The sequence below is a fragment of the Streptomyces sp. N35 genome (assembly GCF_016464295.1).
Classification (GTDB): domain Bacteria; phylum Actinomycetota; class Actinomycetes; order Streptomycetales; family Streptomycetaceae; genus Streptomyces.
In genome coordinates, this window is sequence record NZ_JAEIMH010000014.1 from 1 (window position 1) to 23,468 (window position 23,468).

Sequence of the window (23,468 nt, forward strand, 5' to 3'; positions counted from 1 at the left end):
CCGCCCCCTCGATCGAGGGGGCGGGGCCTTCTGGTGCGTTCAGGCCCTGGACGGTTCGGCGACGGCTGGTGCTCCGCCGCGCGCACCGCCGCGACCGATCCGTACGGCAAGCGGTACGAGGGCGATGGCCGCCGCTCCGAGCAGACCGGCCAGGGCGAAGGCGGTGAAGCCCCAGCTCTGGTTGCCGTTCTGGGCGAGGGCGCCCACCAGCCAGGGCCCGACCACGGCGCCGGTGCGGCCCACGCCCGTCACCAGGCCCAGACCCGCGGCGCGTTCGCTGTCCCGGTACACGCTGTTGGTCGCCGCGTACACCATCACCTGGGCGCTGAAGAGCCAGATCCCGGTGATCGCGACCACGACGTACGTGACGCCCAGCGGCAGTTCGGACTTGAGAAGCAACGCGCCGGCGGCGGTCAGCACGAACCAGATCGCCGACACCCGCACAGCGCCGAAACGGTCCGCGGTCCGGCCGGCGATCAGCATGCCCACGATGCCGCCCGCGTTGATCACCATCAGGAAGCTGACCGAGGAGTTCAGGCCGTAGCCGTTCGCCCGCATCATTGTCGGCAGCCAGGTGCTCACCCCGTACACGAGGAGCAGACCGCAGAACGAGGCCAGCCAGAGCAGCGGCGTCGCCCACCGCGACTCGGGACGGAACAGGGCGCCGATCGCGGCGATCCGCCCCTTCGCCCCCGCTGCGGGTGCCTCGACCTCGGTGGGACGCGGCAGCCCGAAGCGGTCGGCGACCTGCTCGGCCTCGGCGCGCCGGCCGCGTGCCAGGAGCACGCCCGGCGACTCGGGCAGGTACTTGAGGAGCATCGGTACGGCGATGAACGCGGGCAGCACTCCGGCCCAGAACACCCAGCGCCAGCCGAACTCCGGGGCCACGCCGAGGCCGAGGCCCGTGGCGGCCATCCCGCCCGCGTGATACGAGGTCATCAGGAGGCCGGTCATCAGCGCGGCCCGCCGCGGCGGAGCGAACTCGAGCACCATCGCCAGACACAGCGGCATGAGGCCGCCCAGCCCGAGCCCCGCGACGAACCGTCCGGCCCCGAAGACACCGGCGCTCCCGGCGAGCGCGCACAAGGCGCAGCCGAGCGAGAACAGCGTGACGCTGGCGACCAGCATCGGGCGGCGGCCCAGCCAGTCGGTGACATTGCCCGCGGTGAGCGCGCCGATCAGCATGCCGAACGTGGTCCAGCTGCCGATCGTGCCCGCGGTGCCCGGCGTCAGGCCGAGTCCGGGGTCGTCGAGCATGTGGGGCATGACGGCGCCGTAGATGTTGACGTCCATGCCGTCGAAGAACACGGCCAGCCAGCACAGCGCCAGAACGGGGAACACCGTCCGGAACGTGTGCGGGGCACGGGCCGCAGGAGCGGAGTGCGCGGAAGAGGTCATATCGGTCCCTGGGGCGAGCTCAGCACGCCGGAGATCCGGCGTTGTTCGTGTGGTGAAGAACTGTTCACATCTCGCGAGGGGATGAGTGTGGGGTCGGCCCGGGAGGCTGTCAATGAGTGCGGAGCCTTGGATTCCGGCGACCGTGCTTGCCCCGTCCGGGGACGGATGTTGGGATAGGCGCCGTGACAGCAGCCCGAGGGGACCAGACGACCGCGGCGGTGGAGGCGGTCTTCCGTATCGAGTCCGCGCGCATCATCGCGGTGGTGACCCGGGTCGTGCGCGATGTCGGCATAGCGGAGGAACTCGCTCAGGACGCCCTGATCAGCGCCCTGGAGCAGTGGCCTCGCGAAGGCGTCCCCGACAATCCGGCCGCGTGGCTGATGACGGCCGCGCGCCGCAAGGCCATCGACCTCGTACGCCGCAAGGAGACCTACGCCCGCAAGCTCGCCGAGGTCGGCCGCACCCTGGAGGACGTACCGCCGCCGGAGCCGTCCGACCCCGACGACATCGACGACGATCTGCTGCGCCTGATCTTCACGGCCTGCCATCCCGTGCTCTCGGCGAAGGCCCGCATCGCCCTGACGCTGCGACTGCTCGGCGGTCTGACCACCGACGAGATCGCCCGCGCACTGCTGACCACCGAACCGACCGTCGCCCAGCGCATCGTGCGCGCCAAACGCACCCTGGCCAAGGCCGATGTCCCCTTCGAAGTGCCGGGAGTCACCGAGCGGCCGGCCCGTCTCGCCTCGGTCCTCGAGGTCATCTACCTGATCTTCAACGAGGGCTACAGCGCCACGGCCGGCGAGGATCTGCTGCGGCCCGCGCTGTGCGAGGACGCGCTCCGGCTCGCCCGGGTGCTCGCCGCGCTGATGCCGGGCGAGCCCGAAGCGCAAGGACTCGCCGCCCTGTTGGAGTTCCAGGCCTCCCGGCTGCCGGCGCGCACGGGCCCGGACGGGGAGCCGGTGCTGCTCGCCGATCAGAACCGCACGAAGTGGAATCGCATGCTGATGCACCGCGGCGTCGACGCGCTGCAGCGCGCCGGTACGGGCCCGTACTCCGTGCAGGCCGCGATCGCCATGTGCCATGCGCAGGCGCTGCGTTACGAGGACACGGACTGGAAGTCGATCGCCGCCCTCTACGGCCGGCTCGCCCAGCTCACCCCGTCGGCGGTGGTCGAGCTCAACCGGGCCGTCGCCGTATCGATGGCCGAAGGCCCCGAGCAGGGGCTGAAACTGGTCGACGCGCTCGCGGACGAAGCGGCCCTCAAGGACTACCACTTCCTGCCGAGCGTGCGCGGCGACCTCCTGGAGCGCCTCGGGCGTCACGAGGAGGCCCGCGCCGAGTTCGCCCGGGCGGCCTCGCTGACACGCAACGCCCGGGAACGGGAGCTCCTCCTGACGCGGGCGCGGGATCTGGAGGCCTGAGCGCGCGTACGCAGGACGCGACGTGGCCGGGGCCGTGCCGCTGACGAGCCTGATGGCGCAGAAAACCGTCGAGTCCTGTGCCGTACGAAACCGGACACCAGCGGCGACTTATAGTTGCCGCGTGCGCGCCCCCGAGGGTGCGGCAGTACCCCCAGCCCGCCCCGAGAAGGAGGCGCCGTGACGGACTTCGACGCGATCGACGCGCTCCTGGCCTCGGTCCAGGAAGAGACCGCCCTGCCCCCGTCCGCCGAACGCAGACGGCTGCGCGAAGCCCTCGGCCTTTCCCGTACGCAGGTGGCGGCCGTGCTCGGGGTGTCCGCGTCGACCGTCGGCGGCTGGGAGAGCGGGCGTGAGCCGAGCGGCGAGATCCGCGCCAAGTACGGGTACTTCCTTGACGGCGCGCAGGCCAAGGTGGGGGCTGAGGACGGCACCCCAGGTACTGGACGCGAGTCTGAGGCACTCGAGGCTGAGGCGCCCGTGGCTGAGGAGCCGGCGCCACCCGTCGAAGAGGTCGCCGGGGGAGCGACCCTCTCCGCCCCCGCGCCCTGCGTCCTGTGCGGTGCCCCCGCGGTGCACCAAGTCGAGGGGTTCCCGCAGCACTTGGACGCCGCCGACTGCCAGGCCGCAACCACCGCCGCGACGTCACCACGCGAGCAGACGCCGCCCGCCGCGGCCGCGCAGCCGACCGCACCGGCCCCCAGGAAACTCGTTCCCGCCGGCCGCCGTGCCAAGGAGGCCGACTCCCCGGACCTGATCGCCCCGGCCGTCCAAGCCGCCCTCGCCGCCCACGGCGGAGACGTGGGAACCGCCACGGCCCCGCTGGTCAAGCGCGCCATCCCCGACGCGATGGCGCTGCTCGACGAAACCCGTAAGGGCGCCCGGTACCAGGTCATCGCGCACCCGCCGATGCCCGACATCCTGCGCCGCAAGAGCGCCAAGGGCCCGGACGAGATCTGGGAGGCGCGCCCGAACTGGACCCGCCCCGAACTCCCGGCGGGCCGCCACGAAGTGACCGCCCTCGATGTCAACGGGGCCTATCTCTCCGCCCTCAAGACCCATCTGCCGATCGGCGCGCTCGAACACTCCACGGGCAACGTCCACGACCGCCGTCGCGCCGGCGTCCACCTGATCACCCCGCCCGCCTGGGACCTGGAGCACCTGCTGCCCCATCCGCTCGGCAACCGGGAGGAGGAGGGCGAGTTCTGGGTCACCGAGCCGACGCTGCGACTGCTCCTGCGACTCTCCTCCGATCCGTACGGACTGTGCGAGCCGCCCGTGATCCACGAGTCCTGGACCTCGGGGGCCACCGAGGGGCTCCTGGAGAAGTTCCGTATCGCCCTCAAGGACGCCCGTGACCGTGCCATCACCGAGGACGACTCGGTCACGCTCGAGTACGTGAAGGCGATGTACTCGAAGTTCGTCTCCACGATGGGGGAGTCCAACTACAACCGGGAGCTGTACCGCAGCGACTGGATGCACCTCATCCGCTCGCAGGCCTTCGCCAACCTCTGGATGAAGGCGTACAAGTGCTTCGACGAAGGCCTCGTCGTCGTCCGTGCGATGGGCACCGACGAACTCCATGTCTCCGGTGACTGGCGTCAGATCTTCACGGAGGGCAGGGCGGTCACCGAGGTGAAGGTCAAGGACGTCTACACGCTCGGCGACGACGAACCGGAACCGCCCGCGGACGTGTAGGGCCCGGCCGGCGGGTCATCTCGGGCGGCCGGCAGGGGGTGGAGCACGTTGGGCCCTCCGCGAAATGCCTCGACACCGATCGTGGTGATCGGGGACGCTTCGCGCGATGACCAGAATCAGTGACACGCCGCCCGCATGGGACGAGCGCACCCAGCTCACCACGTTTCTCGACTATGCACGGGACACCGCCCGCGCCAAGTGCGAAGGCGTCTCCCCGGAGAACGCCCGCAAGGCGCTCCTGCCGGGCTCACCGCTGATGACCATGAGCGGAGTGATCAGTCACTTGCGCTGGGTCGAGTACTACTGGTTCCAGGTGATCTTCCTCGGCGAGGAAGACCGGGCCCCCATGACGGATGAGGACCCCGACCGCGAGATGCGTATCGCCGTCGACTTCCCGCTTCCGCAGCTGCTCGACGAATACGCTGAGCAGAGCGCCCGCTACCGCGAACTGGTCGCCGGGAGCGACCTGGGCAAGCAGGCTCAGCGCACCATCCGCGACGGCGTCCACGTCGACTTGCGCTGGATCCTCCTCCACCTCACTGAGGAGACCGCCCGCCACAACGGCCACCTGGACATCCTGCGCGAACTGCTCGACGGAACGACCGGCGGCTAGGGCGGGCCCGAGCCGTCAATGTGGGATCCCCGAGCCGTCAGTGTGAGCCCTCCGAGCCGTCAATGTGAGATCCCCGAACCGCCCCCGGCGAACGCCCCGTTGAAGGCGTGCTTCGCGAAGCGTTCTCCGATACGGAGGTGCGTCGCCGCGTCGGGGTGCAGTCGGTCGGGCAGCGGGAGCTCCGCGAAGTCGGTCGCGCCGTACAGGTCGAGGCCGTCGAGGTGGTGGAGATGCGGGTCGTCGGTCGCGCGCTGGGCCACGATGCGGGCGAGTTCTTCGCGGATGGCCTTCAAGGTGAGCTTGCCGGCGGCGGCTTCCGCCGGATCGCCGGTGGCCTGGAAGGCCAGCTTCCCCGTCGCGAGGGCTTCGAGGTCGAAGGTGCCGGGTCCTGGTGTCTCCTCGTGGATCGCGCAGTAGATCGGGGAGACGACCAGGAGCGGTGCCGTCGGGTGGCCTTCGCGGATCGTGTCGAGGAAGCCGTGCACGGCCGGGCCGAACGCCCGCATCCGCATCAGGTCCAGGTTGACGAGATTGATGCCGATCTTGACGCTGATCACGTCCGCAGGGGTGTCCCGCATCGCCCGCGCGGTGAACGGGTCGAGCAGAGCGCTGCCGCCGAACCCGAGATTGACCAGGTCCACGCCTGCGAGCCTGGCGGCCACGGCGGGCCAGGTCGTGCTCGGGCTCGCCGCATCGGAGCCATGACTGATCGAACTGCCGTGGTGCAGCCAGACCTTGCGGCCCTCGGCCGGCAGCGGCCGCACGGGAGCGTCGGTGCGCAGCGCGACCAGCTCGGTGGTCTCGTTGTGCGGCAGCCACAGCTCCACGAGCTTGTCGCGGTCGGGCAGCCCGGCGAAACGCAACGTGCCCGGGGTGCCCGCGGTGTGCTCGACGGAGCCGTTCGTCATGTCGATGGTGAGGGTGTTGCCGCCGTGCACGCTCGCCCGGCCGGCGAGTTCACCGTCGACGAGCAGGTCGTAGACCCCGCCGGGGCGCGCCGGTGCACCCACGTGGACGCGCTTGGTGGGCACCGTGTCCAGCTCCAGCGCGGTGGCGCGGGTGCGCAGCGCGATCCGTACGCCCGAGGGCTGCGACTCGGCCATCGCGAGCTGTCCGTCGGTGCATTGCGCACGGGCGCGGGCGGGCAGCCGGTGCGGCAGGACGCCCTGAGCGGTGGGCTCGAGTTCCAGCGCCCCGCGCACGACGGCCGTGGTCAGCGGGGTGGTGATCCAGTCGTTCATGGTGCCTTCAGGCCTCTCGGTCATCACGTTCGGGCTCGGCCCGGGTATTACGTGCGGGCTCGACCCGGTCATCACGTGCGGGTTCGTCCGGCCAGTTGCGCAGCAGGGCGTCGAGGGCGTCCACGATCCGCGCCCACGTCACCGACGAATCCGGTGCGCTGTGGCTGAAGCCGCCGCTCAGTTCGAGGCTCACATAGCCGTGGAAGGTGCCGCCCAGGAGCCGTACGGCATGGGTCTGATCGGGCTCCGACAGGTCGTATCCGCGCAGGATCGCCCGGGTCATCTGTGAGTGCCGCACGCCGGCGCTCGCGGCTGCCGTCTCGGGACTGAGGCGCAGCTGGGCGGCCGCATAGCGGCCGGGATGCCGGCGCGCGTAGTCCCGGTAGACGTTCGCGAAGGCGGCGAGGGCGTCCTTGCCCGAGCGCCCGGCGAGTGCCTCAGCCGCGCGGTCGGCCATCTCCTCGAGCGCCAGCAGGGCGATACGGGTCTTGAGGTCGTGTGAGTTCTTCACGTGCGAGTACAGGCTCGCGACCTTCACATCGAAGTGCCGAGCCAGAGCCGACACGGTCACCTGCTCGAAGCCGACCTCGTCGGCGAGCTCCGCGCCGGCCTGCGTCAGCCGCTGCGGTGTCAGCCCTGCACGTGCCATCCGTCGGCCTCCTCGCCTGGTCCTGCCGTGAAGCTCTGGTGGATTTTCCTGTGGCCATTATGCATTTGCCTAAAGCATTTAGGCAAATTACGATCGCTCTCATGAAGCCGCTGACCGAACAAGAGATCCGAGCCGCCTTCGTCAACTGCTCGAAGGGCGAGGCCAAGCGCCTGAGCATGCCGCGTGACCTGGCAGAACGCCCCTGGGACGACCTCGACTACCTCGGCTGGCGCGACCCGCAGGCACCCGACCGCGCCTACCTCGTCACCGAGGTCGACGGCCGCCCGCGGGCCGTGGCACTGCGTGGCGCCCCTCGGATAGCCGGGCAGGCGCGCCGCAGCATGTGCTCGATCTGTCTGACCACCAAGGACGGCGGCGTGTCCCTGATGGTCGCGCCCCTGGCGGGGAAGGCCGGCAAGCAGGGGAACTCGGTGGGCGTCTACGTGTGCACCGATCTCGACTGCTCGCTCTACACCCGCGGCATCAAGCAGGTCGAAGGCGTCCTGAAGGTGGCGGAGACCCTCACCGTCGACGAGAAGATCGCCCGTACGGTCGCCAATGTCGAAGCCTTTCTGGCGAAGGTCACGCACTGACCCCGGCGCGGACTGTGACGCATGGGCCGGGAGGGGACGCCGGCGCGCCTTAAACTCGCCGGATGGCAACGTACTTCGACGTCCACCCGGACAACCCGCAGCGCCGCACCATCTCCACGGTGGCCGACAGCATTCGCGGGGGCGCGCTCATCGCGTATCCGACCGACTCCTGCTACGCGCTGGGCTGCCAGCTCGGCAACCGCGAGGGCATCGGCCGGATCCGCTCCATCCGCCAGCTCGACGACCGGCACCACTTCACGCTCGTCTGCCAGGACTTCGCGCAGCTGGGCCAGTTCGTGCACATCGACAACGACGTGTTCCGCGCCATCAAGGCGGCCACGCCCGGCAGTTACACCTTCATCCTGCCCGCCAGCAAGGAGGTGCCGAGGCAGCTGATGCACCCGAAGAAGAAGACCGTCGGTGTACGCATCCCCGACCATGTCGTCACCCAGGCCCTGCTCCAGGAGCTCGGCGAACCGCTCCTGTCGAGCACGCTGCTGCTGCCCGGCGAGGGCGAACCCCTCACCCAGGGCTGGGAGATCAAGGAACGCCTCGACCATGTCGTCGACGCCGTCCTCGACTCGGGCGACTGCGGCACCGAGCCCACGACGGTGATCGACTTCTCCGGCGGCGACGTCGAGATCGTACGGCGCGGGGCGGGCGACACCTCCCGCTTCGAGTAGGAGCCGGTCGCCCCAGCGGGCTCACGCCGCCCGCCCGAGCGGGCGTGACCGCCGAGCGCGCGGCCCCGGCGTCGCACGGACGCGGTATGTCGACGGCCATGTCCGGATGTGACAGGCAGTCGTCATTGCCGCCATCGGGGCCGCGGGCGAGGATGGGGACATGCCCCTCAAGCACCGAGTCGTCATCGCGGTCTTCCCCGATGTCGACCTCCTCGACGTCACGGGACCGGCGGAGGTCTTCTCGCTCGCGAATCGCGTGAGCGAGGGCCGCGCCGGTTACGAGGTCCGGCTCGCCGGGCCCGCCGCGGGAGAGGTCACCACCTCGGCAGGCGTACGGATCATCGCCGATCTCGGCTTCGACGAGGTGGACGGGCAGGTCGACACCCTGCTCGTACCAGGTGCGGTCGACCTCACCGACGAGGGGCCGGTGGCCCGTATCGACCCGGACATCGTGGCCTGGATCGAGAGGACCGCACCGCGCTCACGGCGCGTCGCCTCCGTATGCGTCGGGGCGCATCTGCTCGCGGCCGCGGGACTCCTGGACGGCAAGACGGCCACGACCCACTGGACGACCGCCGCCCAGCTGGCCGCCGACCACCCCGCCGTCACGGTCGACCCGGACCCGATCTTCGTCCGTACCAACCGCGGACGGCTGTGGACGGGCGCCGGGATCAGCGCCTGCCTCGACCTCTCCCTGGCCCTTGTGGCGGAGGATCTCGGCGAGGACGTCGCGCTTGCGGTGGCGCGGCAGCTCGTCATGTACCTCAAGCGGCAGGGCGGACAGAGCCAGTTCTCCGTACCGCTGAGCCGTCCGGCCGCGGCCCGGCGCGACATCGACGAACTACGGGTGTGGATCGCCGACCACCTCGACCAGGACCTGTCCGCGGAGGTGCTCGCCGACCGTATGTGTCTCAGCGAGCGGCACTTCGCCCGGGTCTTCAAACAGGAGACCGGACAGAGCCCGGCCACCTATGTCGAGGCCGCCCGGGTCGAGACCGCGCGCCGTCTCCTGGAGACGACCGACGACGCGCTCGACCGCATCGCCGCGGCGGCCGGACTCGGCTCCGCGGAAACCCTGCACCGCGCGTTCAAACGGCAACTGGCCACCACACCGGCCGGATACCGGCGTCGTTTCCGCACCAGTTCCCCGTGAGCGCCCCGCGCTCGCAAGACCCGCACACCCACCCCATCGGCACGGCGTACGGCTTCGCCCTGCCCACACCTCGGCGTATGGCTCTGCCCTGCCCACCTGATGAAAGGCACCCCATGACTCAGCCCTCGAAGTCCCTGCGCGAGGTCGTCGGACTCGGCAACGAGCTGCCGAAGCTCGGCGAGTCGATCGTCGTGATGATCGACTTCCAGAACACCTACCGCACCGGCGTCATGGCGCTCGAAGGCGCCGAAGAGGCCCTCGCGGCCGGCGCCCGGCTGCTCGAGCGTGCCCGCGCCGCCGGCGCTCCCGTCGTCCATGTCCTCAACGACGGCGGCGAAGGCACCCCGTACGACATCCGTGCCGAGATCGGTGCCATCAGCGACGAGGTCGCCCCGGCCGAAGGCGAGGCCGTCGTGGTCAAGGGCTTCCCGAACTCCTTCCACAACACCGACCTCGGCGAGGTCCTCACCCGGCTCGACGCAGCACCGGGCAGCGGCAAGAACCTGATCATCGCCGGGTTCATGACCCACATGTGCGTCAACTACACCACCCAGGGCGCCTTCAACCTCGGCTACAGCCCCACGGTCGTCGCGGAGGCCACCGCCACCCGTAACCTCACCGCGCCCGACGGCTCCGTCGTGCCGGCCGCCGCGCTCCAGTCGGCCGCGCTGACCACGATCACCGACCTGTTCGGCACCGTGGCGCCGACGGTGGACGCGCTGCGGGCCTGAGCCGTACGAACGGTGGGGCGGACCCCGCCCCACCGTTCACCGGGCTCAGGCCACCGCGGTCCCTTCCAGCTCCACCAACAGGTCGGGGATCGCCAGCCGGGTGACCCCGAGCATCGTGGTGGCAGGCGCCACCCGTGCCGCCCCCAACCGCGCGGCCAGCACGCCGTAGTGCGCGAAGAGCCGGTCGACGTCGGTGGTGTACACATTGAGCCGGACCAAGTGGGCCAGGGTCATGCCCGCCTCCGCGAGCACCGCCTCCAGATTGTCGAGGCTCAGCGCCAGCTGCGCCGCCATGTCACCGGCGTGCTCGGGCTTGCCGTCCTTGCTCATCGCGGTCTGTCCCGAGCAGTACAGGGTCCGGGTGTGTCCGGTGACGAGTTCGCCCTGGTTGTACCCCAACTCACCGGACCACGCCCACGGGTTGACCGCCGTTCGCTCCACGCCCACATCAGCTCCCATCGAGTTCTCCTCCTCGTGCGATGCCGAGCCTGCCAACCATTCATGACATCCCCTGTCATGTATTTGATTAGGGTTCCCGCATGCGTGCCGACCGGTTGGTGTCCCTGGTGCTGCTGCTGCGGCAGCAAGGACGCATGTCCGCGGCAGCGCTGGCCGAGGAGTTGGAGGTCTCCACGCGCACCGTGCTGCGCGACATCGAGGCACTGTCCGCGGCCGGCGTCCCCGTCTACGCGGAACGCGGCCGGCACGGCGGATTCGCGTTGCTGCCCGGATTCCGCACCGAGCTCACCGGGCTGAACCCCGACGAAGCCCTCGCCCTGCTTGTCGCGGGATCGCGGCGCGGCGCACAGGCCTTCGGGCTCGGTTCCGCGCTCGCCTCGGCGATGCTCAAGGTGGTCGACGCGCTGCCCGAGAGCTATCGGGACACCGCGACCGGCGTGGCCGAACGGCTCCTCATCGACCCGGAGACCGACCTGCTCTCCCGCCGCCCGGCCGACGACGACGTGCCGGACGCCGTGGCGGCCGGGGTCCTGCGCGCCGTGCTCTGCGGCCACCGGCTGCGAATCCGGTACGCGGCCACCGGCCAGGACCCCGCTTGGCGCACCGTGGACCCGATCGGCCTGGTGACCATTCGCGACCGGGGCTACCTGCTGGCCGCGCGATCCGGCGAGGACCGCACGTACCGGCTGTCCCGGATCCTGGCGGCCGACGCTCTCGCCGAGCCCGCCGTGCGACCGGACCGGGTCGATCTCGACCGGGCCTGGCAGGAGCGCGGCACGCGGTTCCGCACCGGCGGCGACCAGGTCACCGTGCGGGTACGGGTGGATCCGGCGCGCCGGGAGGAGCTGGTCGGCACCGCCGTCGCCGTCCTCGGCGAAGAGGCCGACGCGGACGGCTGGTTGCGCCTCGACGTGGCCTTCCAGGACGCGAGGCACGCGCAATGGGCGCTGTGGCAGCTCGGCACACAGGCGGACGCGCTGACCCCGCAGTGGCTGCGCGACCGTCTGCACGAACGCGCCGCCGCGCTCGCGAGCCGCTACGCGCCCTGACCGGCCCAGGGCCTGATCACCGGACGGGCCCTAGCGGCGGATGAGTCCCAGCTCCGCCGCGGTCGCCACGGCCGCCGTACGCGATTCGACGTCGAGCTTGGCGTAGACGCGGGCCAGATGGGACTTGACCGTGCCCTCGGTGAGGTGGAGCTGCCGGCCGATCGCCTGGTTGGACAGGCCTTCCGCGACCAGCGTGAGGACTTCCGTCTCGCGCCGGGTCAGCGCCGCCGCAGGGGTGCGGAGGCGGTGCATCAGACGGTCGGCGACCGCGGGAGCCAGGATGGTGCGGCCCGCGGCGGCCGTACGCACCGCGGCGGCCAGGTCCTCCGGAGGCGCGTCCTTGAGGAGGTAGCCGGTCGCGCCGGCCTCGATGGCGGGCAGGGTGTCGGCGTCGGAGTCGTACGTGGTGACGACCAGGACACGCGGGGCGTCCGGGCGCGCGGTGATCAGGGCGGTGGCCTCGGCGCCCCCCATTCCCTTGCCGAACTGCAGGTCCATCAGGACGACATCGATATCGCCCGCGGCCGCGCGGACGACCGCGTCCTCGGCGGTGGCCGCTTCCGCCACCACGGCGAGCCCGGGCTCGGTCTCGAGCACCGCCCGCAGCCCTGCCCGTACGACGGGGTGGTCGTCGGCGAGCAGCAGACGGATCGGGGTGTCGGTCACGGGCGGACCTCCGGCTCGGTCCGGGCGGACGGGGTCAGGGGGAGCCGGGCGGTCAGGGTGGTGCCCCGGCCCGGCGCGGAGGTGAGGGTGAAGGTGCCGCCCAGTGCGCGCGTACGGGCCCGCATGGCGGACAGTCCGTATCCGCCGAACTCGGGGTCGGGCAGGGGGAGTCGGTCGGGGTCGAAGCCGCTGCCGTCGTCGACCACCTCCAGACCGGCATGGCCGTCGAGATAGCTGAGCGTGAGGTCGGCTGTGCCGGCGTCGGCGTGGCGCACGGTGTTGGCCAGGGCGGACTGGGCGATCCGCAGCAGGGCCACCTCGTGCGCGGTCGGCAGCGGTACCGGGGTGCCGAGGAGATGGAAGCGTGCGGTGAGCCCGTCGTGGGTACCGGCGCAGAGCCGTTCCAGCGCACCGGCGAGAGTGCTGCCGTCGAGGGAGGGCGGGGCGAGGGCGGCGACGAAGCGGCGGGCCTCGGCGAGGTTGTCCACGGCTGCCAGCCGCGCCTGGTCGACATAGCGGGCCGCGTTGTCGGGTGCCTGGGGGAGGGCCCGTTCGGCGGCGCGCAGCAGGAGTTGGATGCTGGACAGGCCCTGCGCCAAGGTGTCGTGGATCTCGCGGGCCAGCCGCTCGCGTTCGGCGAGCACACCCGCGGTGTGCTGCGCGGCGGCGAGGTCGGCGCGGGTCGCGGTGAGCTCCTCGATCAGCTGACGGCGCTGGTCCGACTCGCGGTACAGGGCCTGGTAGCCCCACACCACGGCGACCGCGACGGCCGCGCCGAGTGCGGGGCCGATCGCGAAGGCGACGCTGAAGGAACTCTGGTGGGCGGCGAACGCGGCGATCGACGCCAGCGCGGTGACGGCCACGGCGGCGAGGCCGGTACGCCGCGGCAGCAGGTGCAGCTGGAGGAAGTACAGCGGGAAGGCCACCCAGATCCCGTCGGGAGTCAGGGCAAGCAGCACCAGCCAGCTCGCGCATACGCAGGCCAGCCACCACACGGCAGCCCGCCGGGAGCGCTGGACCGACGGCAGCAGCGGGCCGGCCGCGTAGACCAGGGCGCACACCACCGTCACGGCGACGATCACTGCGGCATAGGGCCGGCCGTCGGTCACGGCCCGTACGGCGGCCAGCGCCAGCAGTGCGACCACGAGCAGGTGCAGACACCACGTCAGGGTCCGGCTGGTGGGGGTGAGGGGGAGGGCGGCGGAGTTCACAGTCCTCCCAGCGTAAGGAGGCGGACGCCGACGGGCCTCCATCGAAAGTTACAACTCGCGTGGCGCCTTTCGGTCCGTGAACTGACCTCCCCCGGCAGATGTCCCCGAAGCGGGCGGCGACGAGGGTGGAGTCAGCGGCGAGTCGGCCACTGAGTCCCTGACCGCGTCCGCCCCTCAGCTGACAACTGAGCCCCCGACCGAGTCCACCGCCGAAGGAGGCAGGCAAGTCCGTGTTCGTCGCCTGGAGAGATCTGAAGTTCGCCAAGGGGCGGTTCGCCCTGATGGGCGGCGTGATCGTGCTCATCACGCTCCTCGTCGGGCTGTTGTCCGGCCTGACCGCCGGTCTGGGACGGCAGAACATCTCCGCGATCACCGGGCTGCCCGCCGACCGGATCGCGTTCCAGGCCCCCGGCGCAGGACAGGAGCTGTCGTACGCGAACTCCCGGGTCACCGCCGACCAGTGGCAGCGCTGGGCCGAGGTCCCCGGCGTCACCGCCGCCGAGCCGCTGGGCATCACCACGACCAAAGCCACTGCAGGACAGAAGAGCACGGGCGTATCCGCCTTCGGGGTGCGGCCCGGTTCGGTGCTGGCCCCCGACAGCGGCAGGATCGACGCACGCTCGGCAGTACTGTCCACCACAGCCGCCGACGAACTCGGTCTGCAGCCCGGCGACACCTTCTCCCTCGCCGGACAGGAGCTGACGGCCGCCGCCGTACGAGGCGACGCCTCCTTCAGCCACACCCCGGTGATCTGGATCAGCCTCGACATCTGGCAGCACACCGCACCACCCGCCGACGGCGACGCGACCAGCGCCACGGTGATCGCGCTGGACACGGACGAAGGAGCCGACCTCGCGGCCGCCGACCGGACCGCCGGCACCGAGACGGTCTCCAGGGACGCCTCTTTGTCCGCGATCGGCTCCTACACCTCCGAGAACGGCTCGCTCCAGCTGATGCGCGGCTTCCTGTTCGCCATCTCGGCGTTGGTCATCGGCGCCTTCTTCACCGTCTGGACCATTCAGCGCAGCGGCGACATCGCCGTCCTCAAGGCGCTCGGTGCCTCCACCGCGCATCTCCTCAAGGACGCACTCGGGCAGGCCTTCGTGCTGCTCACCGGCGGAACCCTGATCGGCACGGGCCTCGCCGCGGCCTTCGGGGCCGTGGCCGCCGAGGGGGCGGTGCCGTTCGTGCTCACGCCGACGACGGTCCTGGTCCCCGCCGCCGTGATGATCCTGCTCGGCGCCCTCGGCGCCGCCCTGTCCGTCCGGCGCATCACCGCCGTCGACCCGCTGACCGCCTTGGGGAGCGCCCGATGAGCCTCGAACTGACCGATATCACTCTCACGTATCCCGACGGCGCGTCCCGCCTGACCGCGCTCGACCGGGTCACCCTGCACGTGCCTGCGGGCAGCGTCACCGCCGTGGTCGGCCCGTCCGGCTCGGGAAAGTCCAGCCTGCTCGCCGTCGCGGCCACCCTGATCACCCCCGACCGTGGCACGGTCACCATCGACGGCACCGTCACCACGGGCATGAAGCGGGCCGAACTCACCGCGCTGCGGCGCCACAGGATCGGCATCGTCTTCCAGCAGCCGAACCTGCTGCCTTCCCTCACCGCCGCCGAACAACTCGAGGTCATGGCCCGGATCGACGGCCGCAGTCCGGTCAAGGCGCGCGCCCGCGCCCTCGAACTCCTCGACGCGGTCGGCCTGGCCGACCAGGCGCGCCGCCGCCCCCACCAGCTCTCCGGCGGCCAGCGCCAACGCGTCAACATCGCCCGCGCCCTGATGAACGACCCGACCGTGCTCCTGGTCGACGAACCCACCAGCGCCCTCGACCACGTACGCGGCGCCGCGGTCATCGACCTCATCACCGAACTGACCCACCGGCAGGCCACCGCCACCGTCCTGGTCACGCACGACCCGACGCATCTCGCGGCCGTGGACCAGATCGCGGAGGTGCACGACGGGCGCCTGCGCGTGCCCTGCCGATGAGTCCCGAAGCCTTCCGTCGCGGACGCCGAAGCCGTCAGATGGAGAAGCGCTCCTTCTCCAGGAGCGGTCGCACCCGCGAGGCGAACCCGCCGGTACGGAAGGGGCGTTGCAGCAGTCCGGGCCGGAGCTCCTGGGCGAGGGCCGCGGCGACCATGCCCTGGTCAAGGGCGAGGAGGAAGTCGCTGACCCGGCCTGTCGTGACATCGACCGAGTCACGGAAGCCGTACGTGTCGTCGTAGGCCCCGAAGTCCCGGTCGAGCGCCCTGAGGTTGGCGAGCGCCTCGCCGCGTGCGTACGGGAGCGCGAGGAAGGAGGCGTACGGGGTCACCACGCCCAGGGAGTTGTAGCCCTCCTCCTGCATGCCGATCGCGTCGACGCCGTACTCGCGGTAGCCGCCCTCGGGGATGTTGGCGGGGGAGAAGCCCCAGTAGCCGTACCCGGCCTCGTCCAAGCCGTGCTCGATCTGGCTGCGGACGAAACGGGTGTGCGTCCGGCCCCACGAGCGCGGCGACCAATCCTGCTCCGGCACGAACAGTGGCACCATCAGCGCCTCGAACATCGACCCGCCCCAGGTGGGCACCAGCTTGCGGCCCCGGTAGGTGTAGTGCCCCTGCCACACTCGGACGCCGTCGATGGTGACGTACGAGCCGGCAGGTTCCTGCTCCTGGCCCATGCCGGGCAACAGCGTGCGGAACACATGCCAGTAGTGGTCGGACGGGATGCTGCCCTCGGCGATGCCGAGGTAACTGGCCATTCTGGGCTCGGTGTTGAGAGCGCCGTAGTGGTGGCCCGTCGGTTCACCCTTGCCCGGCTTGTCCGGCCAGTAGCCGCCGCGCAGCTGGCCGGGTCCGGCCACCGGGTCGGCGGGGTCGTACGGCGTGTAGTAGTACGACCAGTCGGCGTCGGCGAGCAGCCGCGCGACGCGAGGACGCAGCGAGGGGGCGGCGTCGGCGGCGATGCGCAGGCCCGTCACGAGCCAGGCGTTGTCGACCGAGGAGAGGAACGGGCGGACCGTCTCACCGTTCTCCGGCCAGGTGGTCAGGAGCGAACCGTCGTGCGCGTCGTACCAGTTGAACCAGAAGCCGTGTGCCCGCTCCAGCTTCTCGACCGCGGCAACCGTACGGGTGAGCCGGCGCTCCATCTCCTCCCGGCCGATCACCCCGAGACCGCCCGCCGCGGCCGTCGCCCAGAGCCCGCAGCCGATGTTCGTCGGGGAGGTCTGCACCGACGGTACGGGGGCACCGGCCCCGCTGACGTCGATCTTGTCGGTGACGAGGCCGAAGTCGGTGGTCATCGCCTCGATGGAGCGGTACGTCGAGCGGAACCAGGTGCGCAACAGGGCCGCATCGGAGCGTGCCGGGGAGGCGGTGGCCGCGTGGGCCGGGCCGAGCGTGAGGGCGGCGCCGCCGGCGCCGGTGGCCATGAGGAACGTACGACGATCCATGAAGTCCTCCGAAAGGGCGGATATGGAAGGGCAGTTCGCGGTGCTGGTGCTGGTGCTGTGCCCGTGCTCATGCGGGCGGTGGACAGCGGGCGGGGACCGGCGCCCATCGCGGCGTCGGCCCCCGCCCGTGTGCGGGCCTGCGGGGTCAGGTTGCGCAGGCCCTCGGGACCGGGACGGCGGGGTGTGTGCCCCCGGCCCCGTACGTCCCGGAGCGGCCCAGGGGCGTCGCTCCGGAACGGGTCGTGGTGCGGCGGACGTCCCGGCGAGGGGCGTGACAGCCGCGGATCGTAGGGATCAGAGGCGCGGCAGCCCCTGCTCGCGGCCCAGGCCGCCGAGCCAGTGGGCGGCCGGCTTGGGCGTGCGCTCGAAGGTCTCCTTGTCCCAGCCGATCAGCCCGAAGGTCGCCTTGTAGGTGCCCCACTCGTAGTTGTCGAGCGCGCTCCAGGCGAGGTAACCGCGTACGTCGATGCCGTCGTCGAGGCAGGCGGCCACGGCGTCGAGCGCGCCGGCGTAGTAGTCGACGCGGCGCTGCTCGTCACCGGTGGCGATGCCGTTCTCGGTGACGATCAACGGGGTACCGGGCCCGATGAGTTCGGCGGTGTGCCGGATCGCGTGGCCGACCGCCTCGGGGTAGTACTCCCAGCTCGTCAGGGTCCGCTCGGCGTCGTCCGGCGCGGGCACCGGGCCGTCGGTGCCGATCTTCGTACGCGTGTAGGACTGCACGCCGATCCAGTCGTCGCCGCGCGACGCCTCGATGAAGACATCCTCGCGCGGGGCGCGGTAGGCGGCGGTGACCTCCTCGGCGCCGGGCAGGGCCTGGTAGACCTGGTTGGCGATGGTCCAGCCCACCTGGATGCCGGGGTTGATGGCGCGCACGGCCTTCACGGCCGCGTGGTGCGCGGCGATGACGGCGTGCGTGGTCTCCTCGTCAGGGAAGGGCAGGCCCGCGGGCGGGAAGCCCTGCTCGCCTCGCTTGGCGAGACCGGCCATCACGGCGATCATGTTCGGCTCGTTGATGGTGCACACATGCCGTACGCCCTCGCCGATGATGGGCGCGCACTCCTCGACGTACCGCGCGAAGAGCTCCACCGCGCCGTCGGCGGTGAAGCCGCCGAGGTCCTCGAACCACTGCGGAATCGTGAAGTGGTGCAGCGTCACCATGGGGCGCAGGCCACGGGCCAGGGCGCCGTCCACCATGCGCCGGTAGTGCGCGATCTCGGCCTTGGAGAAGTAGCCGCGGGCAGGCTCGATCCGCGCCCACTCGACACTGAACCGGTAGTCGGTGAAGCCGAGTTCGGCCAGCACGTCCATGTCCTGCTCCCAGCGGTGGTAGCTGTCGCAGGCGTCCAGGCTGGGCTCGGCGATCTTCGCGGCCGGGTCGTGCTCCTTGCGCCACCAGTCGCTGTTGACGTTGTTGCCCTCGATCTGGTGCGCGGCGGTGGAAGCGCCCCACAGGAAGCCGTCGGGGAAGGGCGTGCGGGCAGGGGTGGACGTCATGGTGGTGCCTGTCTTTCTGCGTACGACGCGTACGAGGAGGTACGAGGGGGGGAAGGGACCGGGCGCTACTTGAGGCCTGCGGTGGCGATGCCCTGGGTGAAGTGCCGCTGAAGGACGGCGAAGACGACGAGCACGGGCAGGACGACGAGCAGCGAGCCGGCCATGAGCATGCCGTTGGCGCCGCCGACCGTCCGGTTGGGATCGTTGGCGAAGGTCGCGAGGGCCACCGGGAGGGTGTACTTCTCCGGGTCGTTGGTCGCGATCAGCGGCCAGATGAAGTTGTTCCACGACCCGAGGAACGTGAAGATCGTCAGCGTGGCGAGGGCCGGCTTGACCAGCGGAATCACGATCCGCCAGAAGATGTACCACTCGCCGGCGCCGTCCATCCGCGCCGCTTCGAGCAGCTCGTCCGGGATGGCCTGCATGGACTGGCGCATCAGGAAGACACCGAAGGCGGCCGCCGCGAAGGGCAGGACGAGCCCCGCGTAAGTGTCGAGCAGATTCAGCTGGTTGATGAGCACGAACAACGGCAGCACCATCAGGTTGGCCGGCACCATCAGGGCGGCGAGCACGATCCCGAAGACCTTCGAGCGTCCCGTGAAGTTCAGCTTTGCGAGCGCATAGCCGAGCATCGAGCAGAACAGCAGATTGCACACGGTCACGAGGACCGCCACGATCACCGAGTTCAGGAAGTACTGCGGCATGTCCAACTGGTCGAGCAGATCCCGGAAGTTCTGCAGCGTCCACTCGGAGGGCAGCCACACCGGCGGGCTGGCCGTGAGGTCCTTCTTGGTCTTGAAGGCGCTCAGTGCCATCCAGAGGAACGGTGTGGCCATCACGAGGAGGCCGAGCGAGGCGACCACGTACAGGGCCGGCTTGCTCATGCGGCGCTGACGACGGCGGGCCGGGGCGGTCGTGGGCGCAGTGGGCGTGGCGGGTGCGGCGCTCATTTCGTGTTGTCCTTCATCAGTCGCAGCTGCAGCACCGTGATGGCCATGATCACCACGAAGAGGACGTACGCCATGGCGCTCGCGTAGCCCATGTTGAAGAAGCTGAAGCCCTGCTTGTACATGTCGAGCGACACGGTCAGCGTGGCGTCCGAAGGACCGCCCTGGGTCATCACGAAGGGCTCCTCGAAGACGTTGAGATAGCCGATCGTGGTGATGACCGTCGTGTACAGGAGTGTCGGGCGCAGAAGCGGCACCGTGATGCGGCGCAGTTCCTGCCAGGCGTTCGCCCCGTCCAGGCGGGCCGCTTCGCGGACCTCCGCCGGGATGGCCTGCAGACCGGCGATCATCAGCACCATCACGGTGCCCAGGTTGCGCCATACGGCCATCGCGATCAGGGACGGCATGGCCCAGGTCTCCGAACCGAGGAAGTCCGGTGCGGTGAAACCGAGTTCGGCACCGAGGCCGGCGATCAGGCCGTCCGAGGGGTCGAGGACGAAGCGCCACACGATCGCCACGGCGACGATCGTCGTGACCACGGGGGCGTAGAAGCCGACGCGGAAGAAGGTGCGCGCCCGGTCGATCCCGTTGTTGAGCAGAATCGCGACGAGCAGACCGAGGCCGATCGTCAGCGGCACTCCGACGACGACGAAGTAGGCCGTGTTGAACAGCGCCTTGAGGAACTGCTCGTCGCCGAAGAGCTTGACGTAGTTGTCGAAGCCGACGAACTCGGCCTCCAGCGGACGTCGGACATGGCGCTGCCCGAAGTCGGTGAAGCTCATCAGGAGCGTCGCCACGATCGGGAAGAGCATGAAGACGCCGAACAGCACCAGGAACGGGGTGGAGAACAGCCAGCCGGCCAGGTTCTGCTTCCCCATCGAGCGTTTTCCGCGCCGCCCGCCGGGGCCGTCGGGGGTGCCGCCCGGGGCCTTGACGGCCCCGGACCGTGCGGGGGTGGGTGTCGTGGTGGACATGGTCCGTCCTTCGGGCTTCCGGCCTGCGGTCCCGCATGCGCCGGGGTGGAGTGTGACGTCGCGTGGCGGTTGTCCGCCTGCTGCGCCTACTTCGCTACGAGGCCCTCGATGTCGGCCTGGGCGGCGTCGAGTGCACTCTGGGCCGAGGCCTTGCCCTGGACGACCTTCTCGATCGCGCTGTCGATCTTCGAGGTGATCTCGGTCCACTTGGGCTGGGCCGGGGAGACCTTCGCCGACTCCATCTGGGTCTTCCAGATCTGCATGTTCGGATCCGTGGCGAGCTCGCCCGTCTCCCACGCGTTCACGTTGGCCGGCAGGTCCTTGGTGCGCTTGTACCAGTCGGCCTGGCCCTTGGCGTCCGTGAGGTACTTGATGAACTCCTCGGCAGCGGCCTTGTGCTCGCTGTCCGCGGAGATCGTCAGGGCGGAACCGCCCGCCATGGAGGCGGAGGTCTCGTCGGCGGGCACGTTCGCGACCGCCCACTTGCCCTTCAGGTCCGGGTAGTTCTCGTCGATCAGGCCCATGATCCAGGGACCGCCGAAGAACATCGGCACGGAGCCGTTGTTGAAGTCCTTCGTCACGTCGTAGCCGGGACGCACGGACTTCTCGCTGAGGCCCTTCTCGAAGTAACTGCCGTAGTTCTCCAGCGCCTTGACGGCAGCCGGGCTGTTGGCGACGGCCTTGCCGTCCTTGCTGACGATCTCGCCGCCGGCCGAGTACAGGAACTGGTAGAAGCTCTGCACGGTGTCCAGCCCGCCGGGCTGGATCGCCAGGCCCCACTTGGTGCCGGCCTTCTCCTGGTACTTCTCGGCGGCCTGCTGCAGCTCGGCCATGGTGGCCGGCGCCTTGTCGACACCGGCCTTCCGCGCGAGGTCGGTGCGGTAGAAGAGCACGCGGGTGTCGACGTACCACGGCACGCCGTACGTCTCGCCCTTGTACTCGCCCTGCTGCCAGCCGGCCGGGAAGAAGTCCTTCTTCTGGAAGGTCTTGGCGTCGACGGGCTCGAGGGCGCCCATGTCCGCGAACTCGGTCATGTAGCTGCCGCCCATCTGCATCACGTCGGGCAGCTTGCCCGCCGCGGCGGCGGCGACCAGCTTCTGGTGGGCTACGTCCCAGCCGATCGGGGTCACCTTCACCGTGATGTTCGGGTTGGCCTTCTCGTAGACCTTCGCGACATCGGCGAGCTTCTCGCCCTCGGTGCCCATCGCCCACACGCTCAGCGTCTGCTCCGAGTCCGCGGAGGCTTGCGAACCGCTCGATCCGCCGCAGGCGGTGAGGGTCAGCGCAGCGGCCAACGTGACGGCCACGGCAGCTGTGGTGGCGGCGCGGTTCATGGACGGCTCCTCTTCGAGCGTTTCCGATGTATGCGCTGTCTGTAAGCGCATACATAACTCTGTGGCAACCACTCGGGATGTGACAAGAGGGGTCTTGGTCACACTCCCGTAACGGGAGCGTGATGCTGCTAGTTGTTTGCTAAACGAAACTACCTGGCGTCTGCCGCTCGAGGCGAACCGCCGGAGCTGCGGCGAGCTGGGCGTCCGGGGTGGCGAGCTGGGCATCCAGGGCGGCGAGCTGGGCATCCAGGGCGGCGAGCTGGGTATCCGGGGCGGCGAGGTGGGCGTCCGGGTGGTGAGCCGGGCCTGCGCGGTCACTAGGGTCGGGCGCGTGACCCGCACCCCTATCGCCTTCACGCACGATTTCTCCTTCGACCCCGCTTACGGCAGCACGCTCGACGATCTGCTGGGCATATCGGCCCCCGCGGCGCCCACGGACTTCGACGAGTTCTGGCTCGACCGTTACGCACGGGCGCTGCGGGTGCGGCCCGAACCGGAGCTGGGTCGCGCGGTGGAGGAGCGCGACGGCGTACGCATCCATGAGGTGACGTACACCTCGGTCGGAGAGGTGCGTCTGGGTGGCTGGCTCGTGCTGCCCGCGGCCGGCCCGGTGGAGCACGGATTCGTCATCGGCCACGGTTACGGCGGCAGGGACGAGCCCGGTCGCGACGTCCCCCTGCCGCTGTCGAGGTCCGCGGCGATCCTGCCCTGCGTACGCGGGATGGGCACGCGCGGTCTGCTGCCCGGGGTGCCGTCCACGTCCGATGAGCATGTGCTGCACGGCATCGCCGCGCGGGAGTCGTACGTCATCGGGGAGTGCGTCGCCGATCTCTGGTGCGCGGCGACGGCTCTCCTCGAACTCGTGCCCGGTCTGCCGCGTCTCGGCTACCTGGGGGAGAGCTTGGGCGGCGGGCTCGGCGCCCTGGCCCTGCCCTGGGACGAACGGTTCGCGGCGGGTCAGCTGACCGTGCCGACGTTCGGCAACCATCCGCTGCGGCTGACGCTGGACTGTGTGGGCAGCGGTGCCGCGGTGCGCCGGTACCACCAGGAGCATCCGGAAGTCGCCGACGTACTGCGGTACTTCGACGCGGCGACGGCCGCGACGCGCCTGAGCAAGCCGGTCCTGACGGCTCCGGCCCTGTTCGATCCGTCCGTGCCACCGCCCGGGCAGTTTGCCGTGTACAACGGCCTGCCCGAGAGCTCCGGGCGTGAGCTGCATGTGCTCGAGGCGGGGCACTTCGAGTGGCCGGGGGCGGAGCGCTCCGTGGCTCAACTGGCGTCGGCCAAGGCGGAGTTCTTCGGGCGGGTGCTGGGATGACGGGCTGAACCGGGCGGGCGGGTGCTGGGGTGCCGGGCCGATTCGGGCGGGTGCTGGGGTGCCGGGCTTATCCGGGCGGGACTCGGGCGCGATACGGGGGGTGCCCGACGGTCAGCGGGTGATTGGGGCGGGCGTCAGCGAGGCGGCGGGTGAAGCGGGCGGACGTCAGTGAGGCGGGCGTGGATGTGGGGCGGGCGTCGATGTGGGGCGGGCGCGTCAGCGAGGCAGCGGGTGAAGCCGGTGGACGCCAGCGAGGCGGACGTCGATGTCGGTCGGACGCCAGCGAGGCGGACGTCGATGTGGGCCGGACGCCAGTGGGGCAGTCGGTGATGTGAGCGGACGCCTGCGAGGCGGGCGTTGGTACGTGTGGTCGTCAGCGAGGCCGTCGTCGGCAGGGGG

General features: G+C 70.6%; 22 protein-coding genes. 11 read left to right on the forward strand and 11 right to left on the reverse strand.

Annotated features, from left to right (window positions below; all coding sequences use genetic code 11):
• Positions 1-39: 39 nt before the first annotated feature.
• The gene (locus JAO81_RS10455; protein WP_199547508.1) at positions 40-1,341 is read right to left on the reverse strand and encodes an MFS transporter; all 1,302 of its coding nucleotides are present in this window, start codon (positions 1,339-1,341) and stop codon (positions 40-42) included.
• Positions 1,342-1,580: 239 nt separating this feature from the next.
• On the opposite strand from JAO81_RS10455, the gene JAO81_RS10460 reads away from it, so the two are divergent.
• From JAO81_RS10460 to JAO81_RS10470, 3 genes are all read left to right on the forward strand, one after another.
• On the forward strand, positions 1,581-2,822 hold the full coding sequence (locus JAO81_RS10460) for an RNA polymerase sigma factor (protein WP_307813276.1): 1,242 nt from the start codon (positions 1,581-1,583) through the stop codon (positions 2,820-2,822).
• A 177-nt stretch (positions 2,823-2,999) separates the two neighbouring features.
• Positions 3,000-4,517, forward strand: a complete 1,518-nt coding sequence (locus JAO81_RS10465) for a helix-turn-helix domain-containing protein (protein WP_199547509.1) — start codon at positions 3,000-3,002, stop codon at positions 4,515-4,517.
• A 106-nt stretch (positions 4,518-4,623) separates the two neighbouring features.
• Positions 4,624-5,130 carry a DinB family protein gene (locus JAO81_RS10470; protein ID WP_199547510.1) on the forward strand — a complete coding sequence of 169 codons (507 nt, stop codon included), beginning with the start codon at positions 4,624-4,626 and terminating at the stop codon, positions 5,128-5,130.
• 59 nt (positions 5,131-5,189) lie between these two features.
• On the opposite strand, the gene JAO81_RS10475 is transcribed toward JAO81_RS10470, so the two are convergent.
• Together JAO81_RS10475 and JAO81_RS10480 are read right to left on the reverse strand one after the other, a co-directional pair.
• Positions 5,190-6,395, reverse strand: a complete 1,206-nt coding sequence (locus JAO81_RS10475; protein WP_374194282.1) for an SGNH/GDSL hydrolase family protein — start codon at positions 6,393-6,395, stop codon at positions 5,190-5,192.
• Complete coding sequence (locus JAO81_RS10480) at positions 6,379-7,020, reverse strand: TetR/AcrR family transcriptional regulator (RefSeq protein ID WP_199547511.1); 642 nt, start codon at positions 7,018-7,020, stop codon at positions 6,379-6,381. The genes JAO81_RS10475 and JAO81_RS10480 overlap by 17 nt, the downstream gene beginning before the upstream one ends.
• 101 nt (positions 7,021-7,121) lie before the next feature.
• Between JAO81_RS10480 and JAO81_RS10485 the strand changes: the two genes are divergently transcribed.
• From JAO81_RS10485 to JAO81_RS10500, 4 genes are all read left to right on the forward strand, one after another.
• Positions 7,122-7,613, forward strand: a complete 492-nt coding sequence (locus JAO81_RS10485; protein ID WP_199547512.1) for an FBP domain-containing protein — start codon at positions 7,122-7,124, stop codon at positions 7,611-7,613.
• Positions 7,614-7,675: 62 nt separating this feature from the next.
• Positions 7,676-8,296 carry an L-threonylcarbamoyladenylate synthase gene (locus JAO81_RS10490; RefSeq protein ID WP_199547513.1) on the forward strand — a complete coding sequence of 207 codons (621 nt, stop codon included), beginning with the start codon at positions 7,676-7,678 and terminating at the stop codon, positions 8,294-8,296.
• Positions 8,297-8,456: 160 nt separating this feature from the next.
• The gene (locus JAO81_RS10495) at positions 8,457-9,449 is read left to right on the forward strand and encodes a GlxA family transcriptional regulator (protein ID WP_199547514.1); all 993 of its coding nucleotides are present in this window, start codon (positions 8,457-8,459) and stop codon (positions 9,447-9,449) included.
• A gap of 113 nt (positions 9,450-9,562) precedes the next feature.
• The gene (locus tag JAO81_RS10500; RefSeq protein ID WP_199547515.1) at positions 9,563-10,180 is read left to right on the forward strand and encodes an isochorismatase family protein; all 618 of its coding nucleotides are present in this window, start codon (positions 9,563-9,565) and stop codon (positions 10,178-10,180) included.
• A 45-nt stretch (positions 10,181-10,225) separates the two neighbouring features.
• Here the strand turns inward: JAO81_RS10500 and JAO81_RS10505 are convergent, their stop codons facing one another.
• On the reverse strand, positions 10,226-10,621 hold the full coding sequence (locus JAO81_RS10505; protein ID WP_199547590.1) for a RidA family protein: 396 nt from the start codon (positions 10,619-10,621) through the stop codon (positions 10,226-10,228).
• Between the two features lie 98 nt (positions 10,622-10,719).
• On the opposite strand from JAO81_RS10505, the gene JAO81_RS10510 reads away from it, so the two are divergent.
• The gene (locus tag JAO81_RS10510) at positions 10,720-11,688 is read left to right on the forward strand and encodes a YafY family protein (protein WP_199547516.1); all 969 of its coding nucleotides are present in this window, start codon (positions 10,720-10,722) and stop codon (positions 11,686-11,688) included.
• Positions 11,689-11,718: 30 nt separating this feature from the next.
• On the opposite strand, the gene JAO81_RS10515 is transcribed toward JAO81_RS10510, so the two are convergent.
• Together JAO81_RS10515 and JAO81_RS10520 are read right to left on the reverse strand one after the other, a co-directional pair.
• A complete protein-coding gene (locus tag JAO81_RS10515; RefSeq protein ID WP_199547517.1) occupies positions 11,719-12,354 on the reverse strand; it encodes a response regulator transcription factor in 636 nt (211 codons plus the stop codon).
• Entirely contained in the window at positions 12,351-13,565 is a 1,215-nt protein-coding gene (locus JAO81_RS10520) for a sensor histidine kinase (protein WP_199547518.1), read from the reverse strand. The genes JAO81_RS10515 and JAO81_RS10520 overlap by 4 nt, the downstream gene beginning before the upstream one ends.
• Positions 13,566-13,795: 230 nt before the next feature.
• On the opposite strand from JAO81_RS10520, the gene JAO81_RS10525 reads away from it, so the two are divergent.
• Both JAO81_RS10525 and JAO81_RS10530 read left to right on the forward strand, forming a co-directional pair.
• Complete coding sequence (locus JAO81_RS10525; RefSeq protein ID WP_199547519.1) at positions 13,796-14,881, forward strand: ABC transporter permease; 1,086 nt, start codon at positions 13,796-13,798, stop codon at positions 14,879-14,881.
• Positions 14,878-15,555, forward strand: coding sequence for an ABC transporter ATP-binding protein (locus JAO81_RS10530; protein WP_199547520.1), 678 nt, complete (start codon positions 14,878-14,880; stop codon positions 15,553-15,555). The genes JAO81_RS10525 and JAO81_RS10530 overlap by 4 nt, the downstream gene beginning before the upstream one ends.
• Positions 15,556-15,589: 34 nt before the next feature.
• On the opposite strand, the gene JAO81_RS10535 is transcribed toward JAO81_RS10530, so the two are convergent.
• The 5 genes from JAO81_RS10535 to JAO81_RS10555 form a co-directional block, all read right to left on the reverse strand.
• Positions 15,590-16,999, reverse strand: a complete 1,410-nt coding sequence (locus JAO81_RS10535) for a glucoamylase family protein (RefSeq protein ID WP_199547521.1) — start codon at positions 16,997-16,999, stop codon at positions 15,590-15,592.
• A 294-nt stretch (positions 17,000-17,293) separates the two neighbouring features.
• The gene (locus JAO81_RS10540) at positions 17,294-18,496 is read right to left on the reverse strand and encodes a glycoside hydrolase family 1 protein (RefSeq protein WP_199547522.1); all 1,203 of its coding nucleotides are present in this window, start codon (positions 18,494-18,496) and stop codon (positions 17,294-17,296) included.
• 65 nt (positions 18,497-18,561) lie between these two features.
• On the reverse strand, positions 18,562-19,446 hold the full coding sequence (locus JAO81_RS10545; protein WP_374194283.1) for a carbohydrate ABC transporter permease: 885 nt from the start codon (positions 19,444-19,446) through the stop codon (positions 18,562-18,564).
• Positions 19,443-20,417: a carbohydrate ABC transporter permease gene (locus JAO81_RS10550; protein ID WP_199547523.1), complete on the reverse strand. Its 975-nt coding sequence runs from the start codon at positions 20,415-20,417 to the stop codon at positions 19,443-19,445. Before JAO81_RS10550 ends, JAO81_RS10545 begins: the two co-directional genes overlap by 4 nt.
• 86 nt (positions 20,418-20,503) lie before the next feature.
• Positions 20,504-21,751 (reverse strand): sugar ABC transporter substrate-binding protein, encoded by a 1,248-nt coding sequence (locus JAO81_RS10555; RefSeq protein WP_199547524.1) that lies wholly within the window; start codon positions 21,749-21,751, stop codon positions 20,504-20,506.
• Positions 21,752-22,082: 331 nt separating this feature from the next.
• Here JAO81_RS10555 and JAO81_RS10560 point away from each other — a divergent pair, with 331 nt between their 5' ends.
• Complete coding sequence (locus JAO81_RS10560) at positions 22,083-23,069, forward strand: acetylxylan esterase (RefSeq protein WP_199547592.1); 987 nt, start codon at positions 22,083-22,085, stop codon at positions 23,067-23,069.
• The last annotated feature ends 399 nt before the right edge of the window (positions 23,070-23,468 follow it).